This is a genomic window from Acinetobacter sp. B-6 (assembly GCF_056930735.1).
Window position 1 is genome coordinate 517863 of record NZ_JBXPBY010000001.1, and the last position, 23232, is coordinate 541094.

The 23232-nt window shown below is 36.6% G+C and carries 21 protein-coding genes; 12 read left to right on the top strand and 9 right to left on the bottom strand.

Annotation, left to right across the window (positions count from 1 at the left end; translation table 11 throughout):
• Positions 1 to 127: 127 nt before the first annotated feature.
• Together prfA and prmC are read left to right on the top strand one after the other, a co-directional pair.
• Positions 128 to 1216, top strand: coding sequence for a peptide chain release factor 1 (gene prfA, locus AC1Z3T_RS02335; protein ID WP_100885436.1), 1089 nt, complete (start codon positions 128 to 130; stop codon positions 1214 to 1216).
• Positions 1216 to 2034 carry a peptide chain release factor N(5)-glutamine methyltransferase gene (gene prmC, locus AC1Z3T_RS02340; RefSeq protein ID WP_100885435.1) on the top strand — a complete coding sequence of 273 codons (819 nt, stop codon included), beginning with the start codon at positions 1216 to 1218 and terminating at the stop codon, positions 2032 to 2034. Before prfA ends, prmC begins: the two co-directional genes overlap by 1 nt.
• A 575-nt stretch (positions 2035 to 2609) precedes the next feature.
• Here the strand turns inward: prmC and AC1Z3T_RS02345 are convergent.
• The gene (locus AC1Z3T_RS02345) at positions 2610 to 3521 is read right to left on the bottom strand and encodes a bestrophin family protein (RefSeq protein ID WP_100885434.1); all 912 of its coding nucleotides are present in this window, start codon (positions 3519 to 3521) and stop codon (positions 2610 to 2612) included.
• A gap of 282 nt (positions 3522 to 3803) precedes the next feature.
• Here AC1Z3T_RS02345 and AC1Z3T_RS02350 point away from each other — a divergent pair, with 282 nt between their 5' ends.
• Genes AC1Z3T_RS02350 through AC1Z3T_RS02360 form a run of 3 tightly spaced genes read left to right on the top strand, consistent with a single transcriptional unit; the run spans position 3804 to position 5230 of the window.
• Positions 3804 to 3998, top strand: a complete 195-nt coding sequence (locus AC1Z3T_RS02350; protein ID WP_100885433.1) for a hypothetical protein — start codon at positions 3804 to 3806, stop codon at positions 3996 to 3998.
• Positions 3991 to 4524, top strand: a complete 534-nt coding sequence (locus tag AC1Z3T_RS02355) for a PAAR domain-containing protein (protein ID WP_100885432.1) — start codon at positions 3991 to 3993, stop codon at positions 4522 to 4524. Before AC1Z3T_RS02350 ends, AC1Z3T_RS02355 begins: the two co-directional genes overlap by 8 nt.
• Complete coding sequence (locus tag AC1Z3T_RS02360; RefSeq protein WP_100885431.1) at positions 4517 to 5230, top strand: hypothetical protein; 714 nt, start codon at positions 4517 to 4519, stop codon at positions 5228 to 5230. Before AC1Z3T_RS02355 ends, AC1Z3T_RS02360 begins: the two co-directional genes overlap by 8 nt.
• Before the next feature lie 464 nt (positions 5231 to 5694).
• On the opposite strand, the gene AC1Z3T_RS02365 is transcribed toward AC1Z3T_RS02360, so the two are convergent.
• Both AC1Z3T_RS02365 and AC1Z3T_RS02370 read right to left on the bottom strand, forming a co-directional pair.
• Positions 5695 to 6042: a hypothetical protein gene (locus AC1Z3T_RS02365; protein WP_004824377.1), complete on the bottom strand. Its 348-nt coding sequence runs from the start codon at positions 6040 to 6042 to the stop codon at positions 5695 to 5697.
• Between the two features lie 237 nt (positions 6043 to 6279).
• Positions 6280 to 7317, bottom strand: a complete 1038-nt coding sequence (locus AC1Z3T_RS02370) for an AraC family transcriptional regulator (protein ID WP_100885430.1) — start codon at positions 7315 to 7317, stop codon at positions 6280 to 6282.
• 190 nt (positions 7318 to 7507) lie between these two features.
• Between AC1Z3T_RS02370 and AC1Z3T_RS02375 the strand changes: the two genes are divergently transcribed.
• The 4 genes from AC1Z3T_RS02375 to AC1Z3T_RS02390 all read left to right on the top strand — a co-directional run bounded on the left by AC1Z3T_RS02375 (position 7508) and on the right by AC1Z3T_RS02390 (position 14218).
• The gene (locus AC1Z3T_RS02375) at positions 7508 to 8278 is read left to right on the top strand and encodes a 3-hydroxyacyl-CoA dehydrogenase (protein WP_004824374.1); all 771 of its coding nucleotides are present in this window, start codon (positions 7508 to 7510) and stop codon (positions 8276 to 8278) included.
• Between the two features lie 213 nt (positions 8279 to 8491).
• Positions 8492 to 9625, top strand: coding sequence for an acyl-CoA dehydrogenase (locus AC1Z3T_RS02380; protein WP_100885429.1), 1134 nt, complete (start codon positions 8492 to 8494; stop codon positions 9623 to 9625).
• A 264-nt stretch (positions 9626 to 9889) separates the two neighbouring features.
• On the top strand, positions 9890 to 11536 hold the full coding sequence (locus tag AC1Z3T_RS02385) for an AMP-binding protein (protein ID WP_100885428.1): 1647 nt from the start codon (positions 9890 to 9892) through the stop codon (positions 11534 to 11536).
• 228 nt (positions 11537 to 11764) lie between these two features.
• A complete protein-coding gene (locus AC1Z3T_RS02390; protein ID WP_483396453.1) occupies positions 11765 to 14218 on the top strand; it encodes an ExeM/NucH family extracellular endonuclease in 2454 nt (817 codons plus the stop codon).
• A 53-nt stretch (positions 14219 to 14271) separates the two neighbouring features.
• Here the strand turns inward: AC1Z3T_RS02390 and AC1Z3T_RS02395 are convergent, their stop codons facing one another.
• From AC1Z3T_RS02395 to AC1Z3T_RS02405, 3 genes are all read right to left on the bottom strand, one after another.
• On the bottom strand, positions 14272 to 16215 hold the full coding sequence (locus AC1Z3T_RS02395; protein WP_100885426.1) for a sensor histidine kinase: 1944 nt from the start codon (positions 16213 to 16215) through the stop codon (positions 14272 to 14274).
• On the bottom strand, positions 16161 to 16853 hold the full coding sequence (locus tag AC1Z3T_RS02400; protein WP_009585195.1) for a response regulator transcription factor: 693 nt from the start codon (positions 16851 to 16853) through the stop codon (positions 16161 to 16163). Before AC1Z3T_RS02400 ends, AC1Z3T_RS02395 begins: the two co-directional genes overlap by 55 nt.
• A 243-nt stretch (positions 16854 to 17096) precedes the next feature.
• Positions 17097 to 18563 carry a SulP family inorganic anion transporter gene (locus AC1Z3T_RS02405; RefSeq protein ID WP_100886301.1) on the bottom strand — a complete coding sequence of 489 codons (1467 nt, stop codon included), beginning with the start codon at positions 18561 to 18563 and terminating at the stop codon, positions 17097 to 17099.
• A gap of 216 nt (positions 18564 to 18779) precedes the next feature.
• Here AC1Z3T_RS02405 and gstA point away from each other — a divergent pair, with 216 nt between their 5' ends.
• The 3 genes from gstA (at position 18780) to AC1Z3T_RS02420 (ending at position 20540) form a co-directional block, all read left to right on the top strand.
• Positions 18780 to 19391 (top strand): glutathione transferase GstA, encoded by a 612-nt coding sequence (gene gstA / locus AC1Z3T_RS02410; RefSeq protein WP_004824362.1) that lies wholly within the window; start codon positions 18780 to 18782, stop codon positions 19389 to 19391.
• Positions 19392 to 19599: 208 nt separating this feature from the next.
• A complete protein-coding gene (locus AC1Z3T_RS02415; RefSeq protein WP_005032168.1) occupies positions 19600 to 20181 on the top strand; it encodes an NAD(P)H-dependent oxidoreductase in 582 nt (193 codons plus the stop codon).
• A 44-nt stretch (positions 20182 to 20225) separates the two neighbouring features.
• Positions 20226 to 20540, top strand: a complete 315-nt coding sequence (locus AC1Z3T_RS02420; RefSeq protein WP_100885425.1) for a putative quinol monooxygenase — start codon at positions 20226 to 20228, stop codon at positions 20538 to 20540.
• A 42-nt stretch (positions 20541 to 20582) separates the two neighbouring features.
• Here the strand turns inward: AC1Z3T_RS02420 and AC1Z3T_RS02425 are convergent, their stop codons facing one another.
• The 3 genes from AC1Z3T_RS02425 to AC1Z3T_RS02435 form a co-directional block, all read right to left on the bottom strand.
• A complete protein-coding gene (locus tag AC1Z3T_RS02425) occupies positions 20583 to 21293 on the bottom strand; it encodes a hypothetical protein (protein ID WP_004824358.1) in 711 nt (236 codons plus the stop codon).
• Between the two features lie 90 nt (positions 21294 to 21383).
• Positions 21384 to 22082, bottom strand: coding sequence for a hypothetical protein (locus tag AC1Z3T_RS02430; protein ID WP_100885424.1), 699 nt, complete (start codon positions 22080 to 22082; stop codon positions 21384 to 21386).
• Positions 22082 to 22732, bottom strand: a complete 651-nt coding sequence (locus AC1Z3T_RS02435; protein WP_228153595.1) for a hypothetical protein — start codon at positions 22730 to 22732, stop codon at positions 22082 to 22084. The genes AC1Z3T_RS02430 and AC1Z3T_RS02435 overlap by 1 nt, the downstream gene beginning before the upstream one ends.
• Between the last annotated feature and the right edge of the window lie 500 nt (positions 22733 to 23232).

The window sequence follows — 23232 nt, forward strand, 5'->3', positions numbered from 1 at the left end:
AAATGTGTCATTTAAATGGCAGAATCGGTAAACTATGCACAATTTTAGAATTTTCTTAGCCATGTGATTGAGGTTGTATTTTAAATCTTAAAATGTGGTTAAGGCTTAGCTTGAGAATGTATTTAAAATGAAAGAATCGTTACGTTTACGATTAGATCAACTTTGTGATCGGCATGAGGAATTAGAGGCATTATTGGCAGACGTTGAAGTCATCTCTGACAATAAGCGCTTTCGTAATTTATCACGTGAGCATAATGATTTATCAGAAATTACTGAAGTTTGGAAAAAATATAAGCAAGCTGAAGAAGATATTGAAACAGCTGAAGTGATGTTAACCGATCCAGATTTTAAGGATATGGCTGTTGAGGAAATCAAAGAGAATAAAGCTTTAATTGAGCAACTCGAATCTGAGTTGAATATTCTCATGATTCCAAAAGACCCGAACGATGTGAACTCTGCATATTTGGAGATTCGCGCCGGAACAGGTGGTGATGAAGCGGCGATCTTTTCAGGTGATTTATTTCGTATGTATAGCAAATATGCTGAGTCACAAAATTGGCGTATTGAAATCTTATCTGAAAACGAGGGTGAGCATGGTGGCTATAAAGAAATCATTTGCCTCGTCAATGGTGAGGGCGTTTATGGGCGCTTAAAGTTTGAAAGTGGTGCGCATCGTGTACAACGTGTACCTGCCACAGAGTCGCAAGGGCGAGTACATACTTCTGCATGTACAGTTGCAATTCTTCCAGAAGTTGATGTAGATACAACGGTTGATATTAATCCTGCTGATCTGCGTATCGATACATACCGCGCATCTGGTGCAGGTGGTCAGCACATTAACAAAACTGATTCAGCAGTCCGTATTACTCATATTCCAACGGGAACAGTTGTTGAATGTCAGGATGAGCGTTCACAGCATAAAAACAAAGCCAAAGCGATGGCGTTATTGGCATCACGTTTAGAAAATGCAAAACGTGCTGCGGCAGATGCTGCAACTTCTGAAATGCGCCGTGACTTGGTCGGTTCTGGTGACCGTTCAGAACGAATCCGTACATATAACTATCCGCAAGGTCGTATGACAGATCACCGTATCAATTTAACCTTATATAAGTTGGATGCTGTTATGGAAGGTGATTTGACTGAACTTTTAGATAGCTTGCATCGTGAATATCAAGCTGATCAGCTGGCAATGCTTGCTCAACAAAACGGTGGATAATGAATATTGCACAGGCATTAGCCTTACGTGGAGAGCCTGAAAGTTATGAGCGTCAAGAGAATGCTTGGTTACTTGAGCATATTCTAAAAATTGATGCTTTTGATTTGTCACTTAAATCAGCCCAGGAATTAACCACTGAACAAGAACAGCAATATACGCATGGTTTAGCACGTATTCAAGCTGGTGAACCTTTGGCTTATGTGACGGGTTCACAGCCGTTCTGGACCTTGGATTTAACAGTGAGCAAAGATACTTTAGTTCCTCGACCAGATACTGAAGTTTTGGTGGAAACTGTACTGCATTTAGACTTACCAGAAGATTGCCGTATTGTAGATCTGGGGACAGGGACTGGAGCGATTGCTTTATCTTTGGCAAGTGAACGTCCGAATTGGTCTGTAACAGCGACAGATGTTTATGAGCCAACTTTAGAGGTTGCACTATACAATGCTGAAAAACATGATTTACCACAGGTGAAGTTTTATTTGGGCAGTTGGTTCAATGCCTTAAATCGGCAATATTTTGATGTGATTGTTTCCAATCCTCCTTATATTGATGCTGAGGATGAGCATATGCCACAGCTTGCTTCTGAACCTGAACGTGCTTTAGTTGCCGATCAACATGGTTTAGCAGACATTGAACATATTATCCAGCAGGGTAAAAAATGGCTTGCAACACAAGGTTGGATCGTGCTTGAACATGGTTATGATCAAGCTGAGGCAGTACAGCAGATATTTAAGGGTGCAGGTTTTAAACAGGTTCGAACTGTAAAAGATTATGGCGGTAATGACCGTGTAACTTTAGGTCAGTGGTCCAATTAAATTTTCGTTGTATTAAAAAGGCTTTAGCAAATGTTTGAGTAGACATTTTGGTAAAGCCTTTTTTATTTATTCTTGTTTTTTATTCTATAGTCAATCTGTTGAAAAATTCATACAGTAGAATATCATTTCTGTTGATCAATAAAATTAAAGCGATCAATATATTGTTTGATGATATAAAGCTTGCACTGCCACGCTTTAGCTCTAAAGTTTAAATTGTTTTGCGTAGGCGATACTTTACTTTTCAGAGATGAAAAGTAACAAAAATCTTCCGTTGAGCGAGGGGTACATCCTAATACCCCCGCTCAACGTGGCGACATCCATGTCGCCACGTGATAGAAAGACTGTTTATGATTCAAAAGTACAAAATAAATGAATCAGCCAAATCACTTATGTGAATAATCAGGCGGTTTGACTATAAATATTAAAGTGAGTGCCAAAAGCAGTTTTATTTTTCTTAAAAAGTTTTGCACACTCATTTTCATAAGTTCAAGCCAATTATATTACTGATGATCTGCATGACGTGCATATATTAAAATGCTATGAAGTTAAAAATCGGATCAATTAAAAAATCCATATTAAGTCAAATTACTTTTAACCAATTGGATCGGTTCGAGCAATTTCTCGCCCAGTGAACTCAGCATTTCTCTTTCGATTAAACGGGTAATTGCATCTAATGGCAAATCATTTTCTTGTAAGCCAAAAGGTTCTTCGAGTTGCGCACTCAATGCATCCAAGCCTAAAAATAAATACGCAATTAAGCTAACAATCACAGGTGTCCAGATACCAAGACTGGCTTCTAAACTAAAAGGTAGAATTAAGCAGAAGCAATACACGGTACGATGTAGTAATACTGAGTAAGAATAAGGTAGTGGCGTACTCAAAATACGATCGCAACCAGCCTGAATATTTCCCAAAGCAACAATATGTTGATTTAAACCTTGGTAAATAATATCTGAAATTTCACCTTGATGAAGAGATGATACTAAGGATTTTTGAATATGCTCTAAAACATATTGTGAGGCATTGATGTGATGAGGCAGTTGATCGAATATAGAGTCATCTAAGGCAACTTTGTTTTTATAAAACTCAATGGCTTGATTCTGATTGCGTAGGCGATTTCTGAGCAAGCAAGTAAAAAGCATGACACGATACATGAGGACTTGACGTTGCTGTTCAGGTAAAACATGACTGTCTCGTGAAATATGGCGAGATGTGGCGATCAATGCACCCCACAATTTGCGACCTTCCCACCAGCGGTCATAACAAGCAGTATTTCTAAAGCTTAAGAAGATAGACAGGATAATACCAAATACAGTAAATCCAATTGCGGGTACGGCAGGAAAGGTAAAATAATGATGGGAAGATAAATAGACTAAAATTGTGGAGATCAGCACAACGAATGCCAATGCAGGCAAGACTTTGGGAAGAATGGTGCCATGCCAAGCAAAAAGTAGGGCAAAGCTATTACTTTTATCGCGAATGATCATACTGTCTACCTAAATGTAACGGCAACAGTGTTCCATAGGAAAAACCCTAAATGCAAGTTTCAGATAAGGAAATTAAAAAATACGGCTCAGGAAAAGCCATCTATTAAATTTTATTTTTTAAGATTTGCAAATTTTTAAACAAGCTGTATTCTTGATTATGAATATAATTTAAATAAACTTGGAATTAAAACTTTATATTTAAATTAATGTGAATTTGGTTTGATATTGTTCCCAGTATTTCTTTTTTTCCAAGCAACTCTAATAAAATATAGGATTTAAAATATGATTAATCTTTTTTTTGTCAATGTATTACTAAGTTTAAGCTTCCTGAGGCTTTTTTCAAAAGTTATTGACCAAATTTTAAAAATAGGAAAATGTTATTCAAAATATTATGGAAAAATAATTTATTTTGGGGCTATTCAACATGATAAAGCCATTAAAGGAGATTTAAACATAGGAGTAAATATTTATGTTTAAAGCATTTGCTATCCACAATGCTCCTACAGATCATGGTGGAATTATTCCTGCCACTCAACAACGGACTTCTCAAATGGGAAATTTTTTTGTGAGGGCTGGAGATGGACACTTTTGCCCTAAATGTAAATGTTGGTCAGAAGTTATTAAAAGTCATGATCATATTATTATGGATGGAAGAGCTGTGGCATATGTGGATGATGTATTGACATGTGGTGCCAAAATTCTTCCACAACAGGCACACGTAGTTGGTGACAGTCAAGGTTCTAGTTATTTGAATTCAAATAAATCATCATTTACAAATACTGTTCTGGCAACTTTTGATGAGCAAATTGTAGCAGTTGATGAAAATGGTAATTGTCTTCCAGATATTGCCTATTATATTAAATCAGATGTTCAATGTTACAGTGGTAGAACGGATGAGCAAGGTAAAACAGAGCGTATAGCCACAAATAAATCAAGTGAATTACAAATATGGTTTGGAGATGATGCTGAATTGATGCTCAATTTGGAGCTTGATAATGATTGAAAAAACTGCTTCGGTAATGACTAATCAAAGAAAAGGATCAACTCAAGAAGTAAAAGTGATTCGCAAAAATAGAATTATTGTATACGGCGGCGCATATAGCAAAAGTGATAATTATACATTTAAAGATACAGCGAATAATTTGGAAAGGGTTTATAAATTAAAAGAGAGTTCCAAATACAATATTTATATTAGAGAAATTAAAACTAAACAAGATTTAATTGATTTAATAAACAGACAGCCTGCTAATAGTATAAAATCATTAGATATTTTTACACATGGTGGAGAAAATTCTTTATATATGGTTTCTGTTAGGCAAGGGGATAGTAGTTCCAGAATGAATAAATATTGGTGGTGGCGTTATTTTTTTAATAATGAAACTTTTAAAACTCAAGACTTAGATTCCTTTCAATCGGAAGTTTTTACAGTCAATGTAAAAATTGAAATTCATGGATGTAAAACAGCGGAGAATCCTAAAAATGGCAATAATTTGGCTAGTAAATGGTCCAAGAAACTATATAGTTTAGGAAAAACAAAGTCTGTAGTCATTGGTCATACAACAAATACAAGCCCTTTGATTAATGGAGCTTCAACCAAACCTAATGATCAATCTTATATGTGGCTTGAAAGAGCAATTTATAAAAATGGTCAATTAATAACTCTTACTAAATCAAAAGGGCTACTTGATGAAGATGCACTTACAAAATAACGGAGAAACACAATGGTGCATGATGAAACGATGTTAACCTTATTTTTGTTTTATTTTTTCTCTTTCTTTTTTGTTTTAAATAGTGTGTTGGCACTTATAAGTTTATTTTTCCCGAAAATATTTGTGAGATTTAAGCTACCTTCTCATCGATTTAAACAGTTTATAATATTTATTGTATTTTCATTATTTAGCTTAGCAATCTCTCATATCTTCATCCCTAGAGGATTCCCATAGGAATATGAGATTTCTTTCTGATGTTTAAATGAGTTATTTATCCTAATCTGAATTATGATTATATAAATTATGTTACATTTTTCCCAATTTCTGATATGAAGGGAAGCAAACCATCTTTTACTTTTACTTACGAAATAGAATAGTTGGATAGTCAAAGTGCTTATAGCATTTTTTGCGATTTAAACATAAAAAAACGGCTTGATTTCAAACCGTTTTTTATTGAACTACTTTTATATTGGATAATCTTCGAGGCTATCTGCAATTTCAACTTGGTCTAAGGCATTGGTTTCAAGTGCAAGACACAGTGCTACAATTTTCGCTGTATCTGCAATATTTTCTTTTTTCATTGCCAAACCAGATTGGATCGCTTCAATACGCTCTTGCTGGATATCGAGTGCTTGAGCAAGATCTGAAGCATTGTTGATGTTCAGAAAGTCATTGATCGCATCTGCAACATCACGATCTGAAGCTTTTAAAATTCCTTCTATCAACTCATCTAAATGTTCAGTTTGAGCAGAAAGGGAATGGATAAAATTTTGAACTAGATTTTGCTCTAGTACATCAATCATCTTAATCATGTTAGTGACCTGAAAGCTGATTAAAGGGGAGGAGGGTACCACAGGAAGTAAGCAGAAAGACTGCTTTGAATTGAGTGAAAAATATACTAATAATGGCGAATTTGCAACCATGTTCAGATAAGCTGTAAAACTTTATACAAGCTTTTCAAATTTATAAGAATAAAATTAAAATACCTTTAATACATACTTGAGTAAGAACATGAAATCATTTTTGCAAAGCCATTTAAGCTTATTCTTTTAACCTAAATGTTTATGTTCGCGATAAGCACCAGGGCTTACACCGGTCCATTTTTTAAAAGCACGGTGAAATGCACTTGCATCTTGAAAGTTTAATAATTCGCTGATGTCTTGTAAGGTATGCGTTGTTTTGGTTAAAAGATCAATTGCCATGTCACAGCGAATATCATTTTTAAGCTGTTGATAGCTTGTACCTTCGCTTTTTAAACGACGCTGAATTGTTGCTTCAGAAATATTCAGTTGTTCAGCTAAATCACCTAACTCCAACCACGCACAAGGTGAAAGAGAAAGTAATTTTTTTCGTACCATAGAGCTTAATGCCAATGGATTCTTAAACCTTAATAGCAAGTTTTCAGGACTGTTTTTAATAAATGTATACCAAGATTTTTGGTCACGTTTAATCGGAATACTTAAGTAATTTGCATCGAATTGCAGATAGTTTTCGTCTGTTTGATAAGTGATATGTTCACAAAAGCGAACGCGATAATCTTGATCGTCTTCAGGAGCTGTGCATTTTAATTGTAATTGTTTGAGTAGAATACGTTGATCAGCTAACCAACAAATCAAACTATGAATCAGCATAATGTAGGTGGCATAACAGAACATGGCTTTGGTTTGTAATTTATCTGTAATGACAATGTAGGCATAATTTTCATCAATTACCAATTTACTGGAAAAATCATCAAGAACAAGATTAAAAAATTGTAGGATTTGTTCGATGGCAATGTGAAGTGTATCGGCTTGCATCACCATCTTCGTGAGTAATTTATAGCAGCCACGGCGCATTTGATGAGAATCCATACCAAAGAATTCATCATTCATTTGATCTGCAATTTCAGTCCAAAGTTTTGCATAGCTTGAAACAGCAATTCTTGCTTTAGGCGCATTAAAAAGTTCAAGCGGAATCTCGGCATTGACTAAGATTTTTTCAATATCGAAGCCTTTGTTTTTTGCACCAATCAACGCCTCATGTACGAGTGCAATTGAGATGGTTCCTTTACTTTCAATGAAATGTTGATTGTTCACAGTATATTCCATTATCTTGTGAGCGCATTTAAGACGTGGTTAAGTGACCCAAAAATTCTAAATTGTCCAAATCCATCATACAGGATGCAACTTTTGGAAATTGTACTCAAGCTGGACTATGTTTACTCTTCATCTTAAGTCGAAAATGGGTTTAATTTAAAATCTATAGCTATTTATTTAAACAATGAATTAAGGAAGAAAAATGAAAATTGAAGGAAAAGTCTTTGTGGTAACAGGTGGTGCATCTGGACTCGGTGCTGCAACGGCAACACATTTGGTAGCTCAAGGCGCAAGCGTGATCATGGTAGATATGAACCATGAACTGGGTGAAGAAATGCAAAAACGTCTTGGTGAAAAATCCAAATTTGTACCATTGGATGTGACCAATGAAATTGCGGTAGAACAATTCTTTAAACAACTCGAACAAGATTATGGACAACTTAACGGTTTAATTAACTGTGCAGGTATTGGTCCTTCTGCAAAGGTATTAGGGAAAAACGGTATCCATGCTTTGGATGCATTTCAGAAGGTTTTAAATATTAATGTATCAGGTACATTTAATATGCTTCGTTTTGCGGCAGATGTCATCTCACGTTATGAACTTGCAGCTGGTGAAGAAGATCGTGGAGTCATTATCAACACAGCTTCAGTGGCGGCTTTTGATGGACAAATTGGGCAAACTGCATACGCTGCGTCTAAAGGAGCTGTTGTCGCAATGACTTTACCTTTGGCAAGAGAGTTGTCGCAACATGCAATTCGTGTCATGACCATTGCTCCCGGCATTATGGAGACACCGATGTTGAAAGCTTTGCCACAAAATGTTCAAGATGCTCTAGGGGAAATGGTTCCTTTTCCAAAACGTCTTGCCAAACCTGAAGAATTTGCACAACTCGTTGGGCATATTTGTGAAAATAGTTATTTAAACGGAGAAACAATTCGTTTAGATGGTGCGATTCGTATGCAACCGAAGTAAGTCACATCCCTTTATGCTTTTAGATGGGATTAGCTTCAACTGTTGATTACGCCATTTATAAAGCAAAACACCTGAAAAATAATGTCCCATACTGCTTAAAAGCGGTATTGGGCAAATTTGACTTTAAATTTTGTTGATCAGTTCCTGTGCTTGATTTTGAGATAGGAATTTAAATATTCAAAATTGTTAAAAACGAACTAAAAGGGAAGCTCAATGATACTCAATGATGATCAAAAGATGGTTCAAGAAATGATGCGGAATTATGCTCAAAATGAACTCAAGCCAACTGCTGCTGAACGAGATAAGCATTCACAATTTCCGAAACAGCAATTAGCAGCATTGGGAGATTTGGGTGCATTAGGAATGACTGTATCAGAACAATGGGGTGGTGCAGGTTTGGACTATATGTCCTTGGTCGTTGCAATTGAAGAGATTGCGGCTGGTGATGGCGCGATTTCTACCATTGTGAGTGTACAAAACTCATTACCGTGTGGGATTATCCAAAAATATGGCTCAGAGCAACAAAAACAAGATTATTTAATCCCTTTGGCAACAGGGCAATGGCTTGGTTGTTTTTGTTTAACAGAGCCACAAGCAGGTTCAGATGCTGGTGCTCTATTATGTAAAGCTGAACGGGATGGAGATACATGGGTCATTAATGGCACCAAGCAGTTCATCACTTCGGGACAAAATGCCCAAGTTGCAATTGTATTCGCCATGACGGATAAGACAGCTGGAAAAAAGGGAATTTCTTGCTTTATTGTTCCAACTGATACGGAGGGATATATTGTTTCCCGTATCGAAGACAAAATGGGGCAACACTGTTCTGATACTGCGACGATTGTTTTCGAAAACTGTCGAATTCCTGCTGAAAATTTATTGGGAAATGAGGGTGAGGGCTACAAAATTGCCTTATCCAATTTAGAGTCAGGACGAATTGGCATTGCATCGCAATGTGTAGGTATGGCTCGTGCAGCATTGGATGCCGCCGTTGAATATGCCAATGAGCGTAAAGCTTTCGGTGTGGAACTGGTTCAGCACCAAGCGGTGGCATTTCGACTGGCTGACATGGCAACTCAAATCGAGGCAGCACGTCAATTGATTTACCATGCCGCAAGTTTGAAAGATGCTGACTTGCCTTGTTTAAAAGAAGCATCTATGGCAAAACTTTTTGCATCGGAAATCGCTGAAAAAGTTTGTTCAGATGCCATTCAAATACATGGTGGCTATGGCTATGTTTCAGATTTTCCTGTTGAACGGATTTATCGAGATGTGCGTGTTAGTCAGATTTATGAAGGTGCATCAGATATCCAACGTTTGGTCATTGCGCGTGCTGTGATTCAATAACACACAACTGAGAAAACTCCTTTTAAAAGCAAATATAGACCAGCTAAATGCTGGTCTTTCTATTGTTGTTTGGAACGCAAGTAGTAGTGTCCAAACACCGCAGAATGATTGAGGTATTTGGAAATTGTGTATGATTTATAATCATGTTTATCTATATGCATAGGAACAAATGCTGAATGATTCGGCATTTTAATAAGAGCTAGAACGCAGATATATGGAATTGCACATCGAGATGATGTGTGTAACAAATACAAGGATATTGCCATGAAAACATTGCAACAAGCTTATCTCGAATTCGACTATGAAAAGTTGATCGACGAACAACTGGCTGGAAACCCTCAATCAATCAATGCCTATGAAGAGTGTTGTGGGCGCTTTGTTGGTTTAAATAAAGTTGCTTTGATCTGGGAAGGAAAAAATGGTGAATCAGCACAATGGACGTTTGAGCAACTTGCAGAAGCTTCTGGACAGCTGGCAAATTATTTCCAATCGATTGGTTTAAAACCAGGAGATTGTATTGCTGGATTATTGCCACGTACACCAGAATTACTCATTACTATTTTGGCAACATGGCGAATTGGTGCAATCTATCAACCTTTATTTACTGCATTTGAATCTAAGGCAATTGAACATCGTATAACAACAGCCAATACGCAGTTAATGGTCACCAATCAAGAACAACGTAGCAAATTGGATCAAATTGAATTACCTCATATTCTGACAGTCCATCTCAAGGACTCAAGTCAGATAAAAGAAGCTGATTTTTGGGAAACCTTAACCAAGCAATCAGCAATACACAATCCGGTTATGTTAAATTTTGAAGACGATTTTTTAATGATGTTTACATCAGGAACTACGGGTTTAGCTAAATCAGTTCCTGTGCCACTCAAAGCTGTTTTAGCATTTAAAGAATATATGCGTCATGCCGTTGATTTACGCGAAGAGGATTCATTTTGGAATCTTGCCGATCCAGGTTGGGCATACGGTTTATATTATGGTATTACAGGTCCACTGGGACTTGGACACAGTATTATTTTGGATGAGCATGCATTTAGTGTCGATCATGCCTTAGAGGTGATACAGAAGTATAAAGTCAGTAATTTAACAGGTTCTCCTACGGCTTTTCGAATGTTCTTTGGTTTTAAAGAACAATTCGATGGTTCAATCAAAGACTATTTACGTGTAGTCAGTAGTGCGGGAGAGCCGTTGACTCCTGAAGTGATTCATTGGTTTAACCATGATCTAGGCGTTAATATATATGATCAATATGGACAAACTGAGTTAGGCATGGTGATTGGAAACCATCACGCTTTAGCACATCCAATTAAGGTAGGTTCGGCAGGTTTTGCAAATCCTGGGCATCGTTTTGCAGTTTTAAATCAAGATTATAAAGAAGTTAAAATGGGTGAGATCGGAACTTTGGCGATTGACTTCAAGCAATCACCGCTCACTTGGTTTAAAGGATATGGTGGTAATAACCGTAAATCTTTTATGGGAGATTATTATTTAACTGGAGATACAGTTCGACTTAATGAACTAGGTGGGATTGATTTTATTGGTCGTGCAGACGATGTCATTACAACGTCAGGCTATCGTGTTGGTCCGTTTGATGTAGAAAGCACCCTGTTGGAGTGTGCAGAGGTTTTAGAATCAGCCGTGATTGGTAAACCTGACCCTGAACGAACAGAAATTGTAAAAGCTTTTATTGTACTAAAACCTCAAGTTGTTTCATCTGATGAATTAAATGCAAAATTGCAAAACTATGTTCGATCACGTTTATCCAAGCATTCTTACCCACGTGAAATTGAATTTGTGGAAAGTTTGCCAAAAACATCCAGTGGTAAAATTCAACGTAATTTACTCAAGCAACAGGAAGTGGCTAAGTTACAGCAACTGCAATTGGAGGCTTAATCTGTAATATTTTATAAAGTTGTTAAAGCCCCATGCTCTTGCACCCGAAAGGGTGCTTTTTTGTAAGAGAGCATTTGAAAATTTCCGCAATTTTGAGGGCTTATACTCACCCATATAATGTTTGATTATTCATCAATAAATAAATGCGTATAAATCTATCATTCAAATTCACGATATTGTCATTAATAAAAATTAATCTGCTGTAAATTTCAACAAACGTTAAAAATCATGCAAATTTTAAAACCTCATACTTTATGTTTAAGCCTAGCTTTATTGGGCTGTTCATTTCCAAGTTATGCTCAATTGATGTTTAGTCAATATATTGACGGCACAGCAAATAAAAAGGGATTAGAAATATATAATCCAGATGCATCCACCATTAACCTTGCGGATTATGAGATTCAACAATATACCAATGGAGCAACGAGCAAAACTGCAACATATACTTTACAAGGAAATTTAGCCAGTAAAGCAAAATTCATTCTAGGTCGTAGTGAATTACAGGCAGAAATTGGGAATAAAGTAAATCAGGTCGCTGGTTTGGCATTTAATGGTGATGATGCATTGGTGCTTTTATATAAAGGAACCCCAGTCGATCGTTTTGGGCGTATTGGTGAAGCTCCAACAGGTGGTTGGGGAACAACATTTAAGAGTGCTGGAAATAGCCTAAGCAGAATAAAAAATAAAAATGATGTGAGTTCAGTAGATCCAAATAGTGCTTTTGACTTGGATAGTGAATGGACAAAATGGTCAGATCGTAATGCCTTTAGTACCTATTTAGGTGCAGATACAGCGACACCACCAGCAACAGCAGTGAGTTGTAGTACAGCAGATACACCCATCGCAGATTTGCAATCTGCAACTCAGAATCAGCAGCATGTTGTTCGTGGTGTAATCACAGCTGACTATCGTTATCAAGATGGATTTTCAGGTTTTTATATCCAAACACCTGACACAAAAGCCAAAGCGAATTTAAGTAACGCCATTTTTGTGTATATTCCTGCTGGAAGTACAGTCACTGGTGGAAAAGTGGGGGAGGAAGTTATTCTGAAAGGACGTTTAACGACCTATCAAAATCAGTTGCAGCTTGATCAACTGAGTAACAATATTGGCACTTGTAATAATCAAGCTGCTAATTTGATCAGTGCAACACCGATTCAACTTCCATTTTCAAGTTTAATGGACGCAACTGGTCATTCACCTAAACGTTATCAGGGAATGTTGGTGAAAATGCCACAAACCTTAACGGTCAGTGAAAACTATGATTATGGTCGTTATGGTCAGTTGTCATTAAGTTTAGGGCGTTTATATATCCCGACCAACTTATATCCAGCAAAATCAGCCGAAGCAGTCGCATTAGCTAAAACCAACCTTCTATCAAAAATCATTTTAGATGATGGATATAATAATCAAAATAGAACACCTTGGCTTCCAGCGAATTTTAATGCTGCCAATACTCTACGTACAGGTTATCAGTTAAAGAATGTTGAAGGGATTTTAGAATATCGTTTCAATGCGTGGCGCATCCAACCCATTCAAAATAAAACACCTCCAGAAATTGTTAAAGATACCAACCCTCGTAATTCAAATGTTCCGGCTAAAGACACTAAGCAAGTCCGTGTGGCGGCATTTAATGTATTGAACTATGACAACTCTCCATTGATTGGTGTCAAACCTGATCGTGGTGCGAATACCCCTTCAGAATTTAATCGTCAACACGCAAAAACGGTGAGTGCGATTAAAGCAATTGATGCTGATGTTTATGGTTTGATGGAAATTGCCAACAATGGTTATGGTGATAAAAGTGCAGTCGCTTATTTGACCAAGGCTTTGGGGGCAGATTGGAAATATGTTATTCCACCCAATATGGATAAATTAGGTACTGATGTGATCGCAGTTGCGATTATCTACAACAGTAAGCGTGTAAAAACTGTGGGTAACCCAGTAGTTTATGATGACTTGACCCAGAAAAACCGAGTCACTATGGCGCAAAGCTTCCAAGCGCTAACTGGGGGTAAAACCTTTACGGTCATACCGAATCATTTAAAATCCAAAGGCAGTTGTCCTGATGATAAAACGTCACCTGAAGCCAATCAAAATGATGGTCAAGGCTGCTGGAATCCAACCCGTGTAACTGCTGTACAAAAGTTAATTCAATGGATTGCAACAAATCCAACCAAAGCTGAAAAGCCTAATTATTTATTGGTTGGAGATATGAACAGTTATGCCAAAGAAGACCCAATCTTAGTCTTTGAAAAAGCCAACTATAAGGTATTGTTAAATGATGAAAAAATTGGTCAAGGTAAATTAGCATATAGCTATGTCTTTGGAGTTGCGAGTGATGCAACGGGTAATGGCGGCGCGGGTAATCTAGATCATGCCATAGCAGATGCAAACTTATATCCAATGGTTAAACGTACTTTTGCATGGCACATCAATGCAGATGAGCCAACAGCTTTAGACTATAATGAAGAGTTTAAAACAGAAGAACAAATTGCATCTTTCTATAGTGAAGATGCATTCCGTTCTTCTGATCATGATCCTGTTGTTGTAGATTTAGACTTAAATGAATCAACTACAACAAGTGGAAAAAGTAGTGGGGGAAGTACTGGTTTATGGACTTTACTTGGCTTGATGTTATTGACAGCAACATCGGTATTGGCACGCGCTAAAAAGAAATAAACTTGAACAGTCCAAACCAAGAGAAACTAGAGATCTAGTTTCTCTTTTTAAATTCAGTCATTTTTATCTTTTAAGGGCAAGATAGCACGGATGAGTGTAAATCCTTGCTGTGAATGTATTTCAAAACTCCCTCCAATTCGTTTGACCCGAACCTGCATGCTTTGTAAGCCAACATGTAACCCTGACTGGACCTGATCTACTTCAAATCCGATGCCATTGTCTTGAATGGTTAAAATCAATTGCTGACGTTCATTTTCAACTAGGGCGACTTCGACATCTGAAGCTTGACTATGTTTTATAATATTAGTCAATGCTTCTTCCGCTACACGCGACAAGGTTAAACAAATCAAAGGCGGTGGTTTGAGTAGCCAATTTTCAGCAAATACCCATGTCGATTCAATTTCCATTTCTTCGAAAAGTTGAACAAATCGATGTCTTAAAGGTGCAGCCCACATGATTGGATTTTCAGGAACTTTTTCACCTAAACTTGTACCTGAGTCAATCACTTGTCGGAGATCATTCCGTAAAAGTTTAAACATGGAGAGCACTTGTTGTTTTTCGATATGTTCACTATGCTCGAGTAAAATCATTGAACGTACAATTGAACCACCCAGCCCATCATGCAATTCATGAGACAAGTTCAAGCGTTCTTGTAAACGCATATTATCGATTTGCAGTTGATGCTTTTTCTCTAAAGACTGTTCTAAATCAAAAGTAACTGTCTCAACTGTTTCTTCAAGCGTTTGATTGAACTTTTCAATTCGAGAAACGTTTTGTGAAATTCGATAAGCGAGAATAAAGGAAATTGCCAAACTTGTGATTGGTGCTGCAAATGGCGTCCAATAGAGCTCCTGATCATCATGATGGAGCATGATGTAGAGGTCATGAACAATAATCACCAAGTAAATTAGAAAAATAAAGGCTAAAAGTAAAATGTCGACTTTGGGTTTTTTAAAAGCAATCCATTGAAACAGTAGGCAGTTAAAAATAAACACAAGACCTGCATAAAGAAATGTAATCAGTAAGCTTTTGGTCAAATATGCGTTAGGTGTAAAGAGTAATGCTATGATGCAAATCATGAAGCTTGCGAAAAGCAAACGTTCAAGATATGTGTATTGTTGAAGTGCAAAGCGCCATGCAAATAAACATAGACAATATACATAACCCACTAAAAAGACTAAATTCAGTCGAGCTGTGAATAAAGTATCTGTAAATGGAAGGGGTACGGTGGATATAATGTTATACGCAAATAACACCCAGAAAAATGAGGTTAAGCCAAACCATCCAAACGCTTTTTCTTCACGCCGGAACAACCAAATCGTAAAGCCAATGGTTCCTAGAACAAAGCTGATGATAATATTGATAAGAAATAAAGTACGTCGTTCGAAAATCAGTTGATCATTTTGATTGACAATATCTTCTGCGCGCCCAAATCGAATTTTGCCTAAGCCAGAATGTTGTGATGAAACACCAACAACACGGACTAAAATTTCATTTTGCTTATTTTGCACAGAGGAAGACGGAAGAACCCAATATCTTGGCATGTTCCAACTTCTTGATAATGGTTCAACGAGAGACTTATCTTTCCATAACAATTCATTATTGCTATAAATTGCACCAGCTAAATTAATACGTTCTATCAAAAGTGCAACGGCTTGATGGTCTTGATTACATTGGTAACGCCATTGAATTTTATACCATGCGCTACCCGTATAGTGAGCCCAACGCTTTTCCCAGTCATCAGGTAATTGAACACGCTCCCAGCCAGATTGAGGAGCATGTTCTGGTTGATTCGCCGTCGCTTGTGCAACCTCTATATTAAGAATTTCAAAATGACAGCTACTATTTGCTTCAAGATGTTGATTTAAGAGATTTGCTTGAGCAAAAGATGCATTTTGCAATATAGCGAAAAGCAAATACAGAAAACTAATAATATTGAGAGTTAATCGAGTAAGCCCATGTTGCGTGCTGTATCGATGGCTTTGGCTCTGTTGCATACCGCAAGTTTCCGATAAATATGTTTAATATGAGATTCAACGGTATAGCGAGATAAATTGAGTTGATCTGCAATTTCCTTATTGCTTAAACCCTGTGACACCAGCTCTAAAATTCCAAGTTCTCTTTTTGATAAAATACTCTCATTTTCAATTGATTTTTGGCTATTTATCGGTTTATTTCCATTATTTTTTTCATTGAAGTGTAATTGTTTTAAAATTTTTTGCGCGATAAATGGATCTATAGGCGCACCGCCACGTAAGACACTTTTAATTGAAAGTGCGACTTCAATATCATCACGTTCTTTAAGTACATACCCTGTTGCGCCAGCACTTAATGCGTTGAGAATCGCATCTTCAGTACTCCACGCCGAGATTACTAAAACCGTAATGGTCGGATCATAGTTCTTTAAAATTTCAATAAACTCAATCCCATTTCCATCAGGGAGACCTAAGTCAACCAAGGCAAAAGATGCAGATTGTGTTTCAAGTAATTCTTTGGCTTGCGCTAAACTTTGGGCAAAAGCTAAGTCTGATGTTGAATAGCCAATATTCACCAATATATCTGCTAGCCTTTTTTGTATAAGCGGTTCATCCTCTACTATGATGACAGGTACAGGTAAACTTAACTCATTGTTCATGATGTGAAAAAGCTCATTGATGCTTAATGTATCTAGTTTTTCAGATATTTAGATACTTCGCTATACCTGATAATAGGTATTTTTACGATTTAAACATGATTTAGAACATGAAAATTGGAGTTTTTTTGAGAGGATGTTTATGAAAAGCAAACAGCATACAACCTAAGTTGATGCCGTTTAAATTTTAAACATGCAGTTTACTCGCAGTAAAAGTACACCACATGCTTTATACCACTTCTCAAATCATGAAGTAGCGCTTCCTGTTGATGAACTAAATTGATCTACAAGCGTACGGCTTGCTTCATTCATACCGATCACTTCAACTTGAACATTATTCTGTAGAAATTTATTTTGTACCTGCTTTAACATATTGACCGAGGTGATATCCCAAATATGCGCATGAGTTAAATCAATAGTGACTTTATCTGTTGTTTCATGAAAATCAAAAAATTGAAAAAACTTTTCGGCACTGCTAAAGAAAATCTGACCATAAACATAATAGTGACGGCTTTGGTCTTCGGATAATTCAGAACGAACACTGACTCCGCTTTCAAGTTTATTTACCAAGAACAGTGCAGATAATAGAACGCCAACCAATACACCCAAAGCTAAGTTGTGGGTCATCAATACAATAACAACCACTGTGAGCATGACTGTATTACTTTGTTTAGGATGTTTGGAAAAGTTTTTGAGCGAATCCCAATTAAAAGTTGTGAATGCCACCATAATCATAATTGCTACCAAAGCAGCCATTGGAATATATGCCAACCAATCTTTTAAAAAGACCACTAAACACAGTAAAAATACTCCAGCGACCAGCGTTGACAAACGTGTACGTGCGCCAGAAGAAACATTGATAATCGATTGTCCAATCATTGCACAACCTGCCATACCACCCATAAATCCACTGGCGATATTGGCAATACCTTGACCACGACATTCTTTATGACGATCGCCTTCAGTTTGCGTGACTTCATTGACAATTGTGGTTGTCATCATGGTTTCAAGTAAACCTACAGTTGCCAATGTAACTGCATAAGGAAAAATGATTTTTAAAGTATCAAGGTTAAGCGGTATTTCAGGAATAAGAAAAATAGGCAATGTATCGGGAAATTTGCCTAAATCACTCACAGTACGCATATCTGTGTTGAACAGCATTGCGACCAGACTAAGTACAATGATACATACCAAAGGTGAGGGAATCAGTCTGCCAATTTTTGGAATATATGGAAATAAATAGACAACAAGAAGTCCTAATCCAACAAATAGATAGGCGGTCAAATCCATTCGTTGCAATTCGGGAATTTGTGCGACAAAAATTAAAATTGCTAATGCATTCACAAATCCATACACCACAGATTGAGAAACAAAACGCATTAATTTTGCGACTTTGAAATAGCCCGCGAGGATTTGAATAATGCCTGTTAAGATTGTGGTAGCAAATAAATATTGTAGACCATGATCTTTGACCAAAGTCACCATAAGCAATGCCATAGCGCCTGTAGCAGCGGAAATCATGGCTGTGCGACCACCAAAAAAAGCTATGGTCACCGCAATACAAAATGAAGCATAAAGCCCGACTTGAGGGTCAACACCCGCAATTGCAGAAAATGCAATAGATTCAGGAATAAGTGCTAAGCCAACGACTAATCCAGCGAGTACATCTGTACGAATATTGGAAAACCATTCTGCTTTTTTCAGACTAATCACTACAAACCTTTCATCATTCTTTAAAGATGCGTATGTTAAAACATCTTTTAGTGAAAATGCAGCTAAGTTTGACTTGAAAAAGTCTTCGTTTTGCTGAATATTCAAGTTGTAGCAGTTTTATAAATTTAAGCTGATTTGCAAATTTCTATGTTTCTTAACTTGAAATTACCGATGAAGCCATTTACAACTTAAACAGTCATATAACAAGGATTAGATATGAAGTTATATTATTCACCAGGTGCATGTTCTTTAGCTGCTCATATTCTATTGAATGAAATTAATGTTGATTTTGATCTGGAACGTGTTGATTTAAAAACGCATAAGACAGAAAAGGGTGCTGATTATTACGAAATTAATCCAAAAGGCTATGTCCCCGCTTTAGAAATTAATCCAGGTTTGATTTTGACTGAGAATGTCGCGGTTCTTCCTTTTATCGCTCAACATGATCCAAAACAAGATTTGATCCCACCATCTGGTTTGGGACGTGCCAAAGTATTGGAATGGCTAGGTTATTTAAACTCAGAACTACATGATGAATATGCTGTATTTTTTGATCCAGCAATAACAGAAGATGAGAAAGTGCGTGGCTATGCTACATTAGATAAAATGTTGAAATATATTGATGATTATTTGGCAGAATCAGAATACGATTATTTGGTTAACGACCGTTTTGGTCCAGCAGATGCATATTTATTCGTGCTAACCAACTGGTCGAATTATATTCAACATGATTTAACGCCGTTTACTAACATTGTAGCTTTACGCAATAAAGTGGCTGAACGCCAATCTGTGCAAATTGCAATGCGTGATGAAGGGCTGATTCCTTGATGTACTGATCATTTTAAAAACACCTTCGGGTGTTTTTTTATGCATGATTAATTGCCATTGCATTTCGATCAGTACTTTAAATCATGTGTTAATCATAATTGTTGATTTTTAGTCAATAATATTTTGCTTATTTTTGCATTTTTTGCGATAAAAATTATCACTATAGTGGCGCCATAAACTTAATACATAGCTGATACACAGGTGAGCAATGAGTAATATTTTGATTGTAAATGGTGCAAAACAGTTTGCACATTCAAATGGTGAATTAAACGATACCTTGACCACTTTAGCTGAACACGTATTATCTGATTTAGGGCATAGCATTAAAATCACTCGTACAGATTCATCTTATGATGCTCAAGAAGAAGTAGAAAAATACCTTTGGGCAGATACCGTGATTTATCAAATGCCAGGATGGTGGATGGGTGCACCGTGGACAATGAAAAAGTATATTGATGATGTATTTACCACTGGTCATGGAAGCTTATATGCCAATGATGGTCGAACTCGTTCTGATGCTGCAAAAAAGTATGGTTCGGGCGGCTTAATTCATGACAAAAAGTATATGTTGTCACTGACATGGAATGCACCTATAGATGCATTTGATGACCCAGAACAATTCTTTCATGGCGTGGGGGTAGATGGTGTTTATTTACCTTTTCATAAAGCCAATCAATTTTTAGGTATGCAAAGTTTGGATACGTTTATTGTGAATGATGTCATTAAAGCACCTCACGTTGAACAATATGAGCAGCAATATCGTGATCATTTGAATCGCCTTTTTGCTTAAGTAATGCAAATTAATAGCTCATTGACAATGCTGAGAAAGATAAAATGTTAACAATTATTGCTGAAATTTATGCTCATCCGAATGGCGTACATAAACAAGAGATTATTCAAGCCTTTAGGAAAATCACGCCAACAGTACTGCAAGAACAGGGCTGTCATGGCTATCAGCTTTTAGTTGATGCCAATGTCGAGGTGAATTATCAACCTCAGGATGCTGATTTGATTGTCATGCTTGAAAAATGGGAAAGTATTGAGCATCTTAATGCTCACTTACAAACAGAGCATATGCAAGCATATCAGCTTGCAGTCAAAGACCATGTGGCTGAAGTTAAAATCCGTATTTTAGAGCACGGGTTCTAATACTGCTTTTCTTCAAACTGTTGCTTCTTCCTTTAGGAGAGGCTAACGGTGAACATAAAGCGCAAAGTTGATCTGTTCCAATTTGAGTAAAGGTGTTTTGTTTAATTTTGACCGTGATATTTGTGGTGAACGTTTAAGGTCAAGCTCAGGAGTGCTTAAGCTCTGTTTGAATTTTCTGGTTAAAAAATCAGTACTTTCACTACGACTATTGCCTGATGGTCGATCAAAGTAATGTAAATCGTAGCCAATTAGATAAAATGCTTGGTTTTGGTAACGGAAGCTATATAAATTATTAAAAACCTCCCATGACTCACAACGAAACCCAAAATTTAGAGAGATTTTGAGTAATCCATTCTGGATAATGGGGGAGTGGTCTACGATCAGAGGGTCAATTAGGCATTTCTTTTCATTGTTGTTTTCCCTTGGCAGTGAATCGTTACTGGCGATTTGATGGTAAGTTTGATCATCTTTAAATAAAACCAGTAATTTTCGTTCATTTAGGTTCAGTCTTTGATTTTCTGAATTTTTATCATATGAGTCATGATGAACAATATTTTTGGGGTCAGTATTTTCAATAATCAAAGCAAGATCGGGTTGTTGATCACCATTCAAATCACCTTCAGCTTTACCCAGTATTTTCCAACCTTTTGGAATATACGTTTCAAGTCCAGTAGTTTCACCAATATCTGCCATAACCAAGTTTGAGCAGTTTGAGAGCGCAAAAAATAGACAGAATAAATTTTTACGATACATTGTTTTGATCCCATATAGTTTTTATTAAACGTATAATGAATTTGTTTTTATCATTCATTTAATGTTGGCTTGATCAAGTTTAAAACGTTTTTATTCATATTCTCCATAGTTTTTAAAGTCAATTCGTTCCAGTGTGAGTGCATATTTTTGTTTTAACTTTGACCATGATACTTGGGCAGTTTGTTTTTGATCTTCAAAGCCATTGCCACCCGTAGTTTTTTTGATTTTTCCTGTTAAAAAATTGATACTTTTTGCATTGGTTTCACCAGACGCACGATGGAAGTCATTAACATCATATCCAATCAGCTGAAAAGATTGATTTTGGTAGCGGAAAGTAAAAACATGATTGCTCACATACCATGAACCACAACTGAGCCAATAATGTAAATTAATTTGCACTAATCCATTTTTGATGGTGATTGGATTACCTTCGCCTAAAGGGTCGGCAAGACAAGGAGATTCTTGGTCTCCTTCGCTGGGTAAAGTGGAATTACTTGCTGCAAGACGATAGCCTTGAGGGGATTTAAGTAAAATTAATAGCTTTCGTTGGTTTAAATTCAGTTGAGGGTTACCTAAACGATCATTGGTCACAATATTTTTGGGATCAGTATTTTCAATAATCAAGGCAACATCAGTTTGCCGATCACCATTTAAGTCACCTTGTGCTTGGCTCAATACTTTCCAATTTTTAGGAATAAATGATTGATAGGGTGTGGTGTTGTTTGCACAAGCTAAAGTTGAACAGGTCGTCAATGCACAAAATAAAACTAAATCAATTTTGTTTTTCATTATTTTTCTCCAATAAATTGAGCACTAAAATTGAAAACTAACGCTTCATTCTCCCAAGGTACAGTTTCCACAGTGTAGCTTTTGGCTGACTTGATTGTTTTCCAAATCACTTTAGGTGGCGTTTCAACTTCAGCAAAAATATTTGGAGTTGTGCTGAGTTTGGCTTTATGTGTCAAAAAGTTAATACTAATTTCGTCTTGTTGACCAGTAATTTTATCCAGATAAGATGAGTCATAGCCAATTAAATGGAAGTGATTTTGGTTTAGTTTAAAACTATATGTGGTAATTAAACCATAGGTATTGCTACACGATGACATACTATTGAATAACAATTCCAAACGTTGATTTTTTATGTTTAAAGATGAATCATCAAGCGCATCTTCTGCACAAGGCTCATTTGCACGGTAGGTCCACTTTGGAATGTGTTGACTTAGTTTGAGTTGTAATTGCTGATCCGTTTTTAATAATATCAAAAGTTTACGTTTGTGTTGATGTTTGTTTTTCGGTTGGATGAGCAGTGCAATATCTTCTTTTCCATCCTGATTCAAATCACCCTTGGCTTGAGAAAGTATTTCCCAATCATGCGGTACAAATTTTTGTAGAGCGCCTGTTGATTGATTTGCAAAACTTATGACCGGTGAATAAGCCATTATGAAAAGACATGTATTTATTATTTTAAACATCATTTTTCTCAATTGATTTATTAACTGTTTATTAACTGATGTTACGCAGTAACTCTAAAATTAAATTTTGGAGCTAGAAGAATATGGATACGCGAAAACGTCATCCGCAATTGCTTGAGGCAGGACTCCTTCTAATAAGTAAAGTTTCTGCGAAACTTTGAATATTTTGGCGATAGTGAACGAGTTCTGCGGTGAGCAGCGATACCGCTGCGCAAGATGGTTACCCTTGCGGAGCTTCGCTCCTCATGCCAAAACAAAAGTACCTCGAGCCGAAGGCTATTCCATAAATTTAAACTTTGGATGTAAGACTCCGTCGTGTAAATTTAGCTTTTTCTTTTTCACCTACTTAATTTAAATCAAGTGCGTAACATCAGTTAGTAAGATATTTTCAGTCTAAAAGAATTTCGAAAAACCCTTTTAGACAATCTAAGTCTTTGAGTGAATCATCAACAAGCGATTTGGTTGAA

What these genes read in the sequence shown, in the direction of transcription:
- AC1Z3T_RS02415 (WP_005032168.1), top strand. Translation starts at nt 19,600, where the DNA reads ATGAGTAATATTTTGATTGTAAATGGTGCAAAACAGTTTGCACATTCA.
- prmC (WP_100885435.1), top strand. Translation starts at nt 1,216, where the DNA reads ATGAATATTGCACAGGCATTAGCCTTACGTGGAGAGCCTGAAAGTTAT.
- AC1Z3T_RS02395 (WP_100885426.1), bottom strand. Translation starts at nt 16,215, where the DNA reads ATGCAACAGAGCCAAAGCCATCGATACAGCACGCAACATGGGCTTACT.
- AC1Z3T_RS02375 (WP_004824374.1), top strand. Translation starts at nt 7,508, where the DNA reads ATGAAAATTGAAGGAAAAGTCTTTGTGGTAACAGGTGGTGCATCTGGA.
- AC1Z3T_RS02355 (WP_100885432.1), top strand. Translation starts at nt 3,991, where the DNA reads ATGTTTAAAGCATTTGCTATCCACAATGCTCCTACAGATCATGGTGGA.
- AC1Z3T_RS02345 (WP_100885434.1), bottom strand. Translation starts at nt 3,521, where the DNA reads ATGATCATTCGCGATAAAAGTAATAGCTTTGCCCTACTTTTTGCTTGG.
- AC1Z3T_RS02370 (WP_100885430.1), bottom strand. Translation starts at nt 7,317, where the DNA reads ATGGAATATACTGTGAACAATCAACATTTCATTGAAAGTAAAGGAACC.
- AC1Z3T_RS02350 (WP_100885433.1), top strand. Translation starts at nt 3,804, where the DNA reads ATGATTAATCTTTTTTTTGTCAATGTATTACTAAGTTTAAGCTTCCTG.
- AC1Z3T_RS02425 (WP_004824358.1), bottom strand. Translation starts at nt 21,293, where the DNA reads ATGTATCGTAAAAATTTATTCTGTCTATTTTTTGCGCTCTCAAACTGC.
- gstA (WP_004824362.1), top strand. Translation starts at nt 18,780, where the DNA reads ATGAAGTTATATTATTCACCAGGTGCATGTTCTTTAGCTGCTCATATT.
- AC1Z3T_RS02430 (WP_100885424.1), bottom strand. Translation starts at nt 22,082, where the DNA reads ATGAAAAACAAAATTGATTTAGTTTTATTTTGTGCATTGACGACCTGT.
- AC1Z3T_RS02400 (WP_009585195.1), bottom strand. Translation starts at nt 16,853, where the DNA reads ATGAACAATGAGTTAAGTTTACCTGTACCTGTCATCATAGTAGAGGAT.
- AC1Z3T_RS02435 (WP_228153595.1), bottom strand. Translation starts at nt 22,732, where the DNA reads ATGGCTTATTCACCGGTCATAAGTTTTGCAAATCAATCAACAGGCGCT.
- AC1Z3T_RS02365 (WP_004824377.1), bottom strand. Translation starts at nt 6,042, where the DNA reads ATGATTAAGATGATTGATGTACTAGAGCAAAATCTAGTTCAAAATTTT.
- AC1Z3T_RS02380 (WP_100885429.1), top strand. Translation starts at nt 8,492, where the DNA reads ATGATACTCAATGATGATCAAAAGATGGTTCAAGAAATGATGCGGAAT.
- AC1Z3T_RS02385 (WP_100885428.1), top strand. Translation starts at nt 9,890, where the DNA reads ATGAAAACATTGCAACAAGCTTATCTCGAATTCGACTATGAAAAGTTG.
- prfA (WP_100885436.1), top strand. Translation starts at nt 128, where the DNA reads ATGAAAGAATCGTTACGTTTACGATTAGATCAACTTTGTGATCGGCAT.
- AC1Z3T_RS02420 (WP_100885425.1), top strand. Translation starts at nt 20,226, where the DNA reads ATGTTAACAATTATTGCTGAAATTTATGCTCATCCGAATGGCGTACAT.
- AC1Z3T_RS02390 (WP_483396453.1), top strand. Translation starts at nt 11,765, where the DNA reads ATGCAAATTTTAAAACCTCATACTTTATGTTTAAGCCTAGCTTTATTG.
- AC1Z3T_RS02360 (WP_100885431.1), top strand. Translation starts at nt 4,517, where the DNA reads ATGATTGAAAAAACTGCTTCGGTAATGACTAATCAAAGAAAAGGATCA.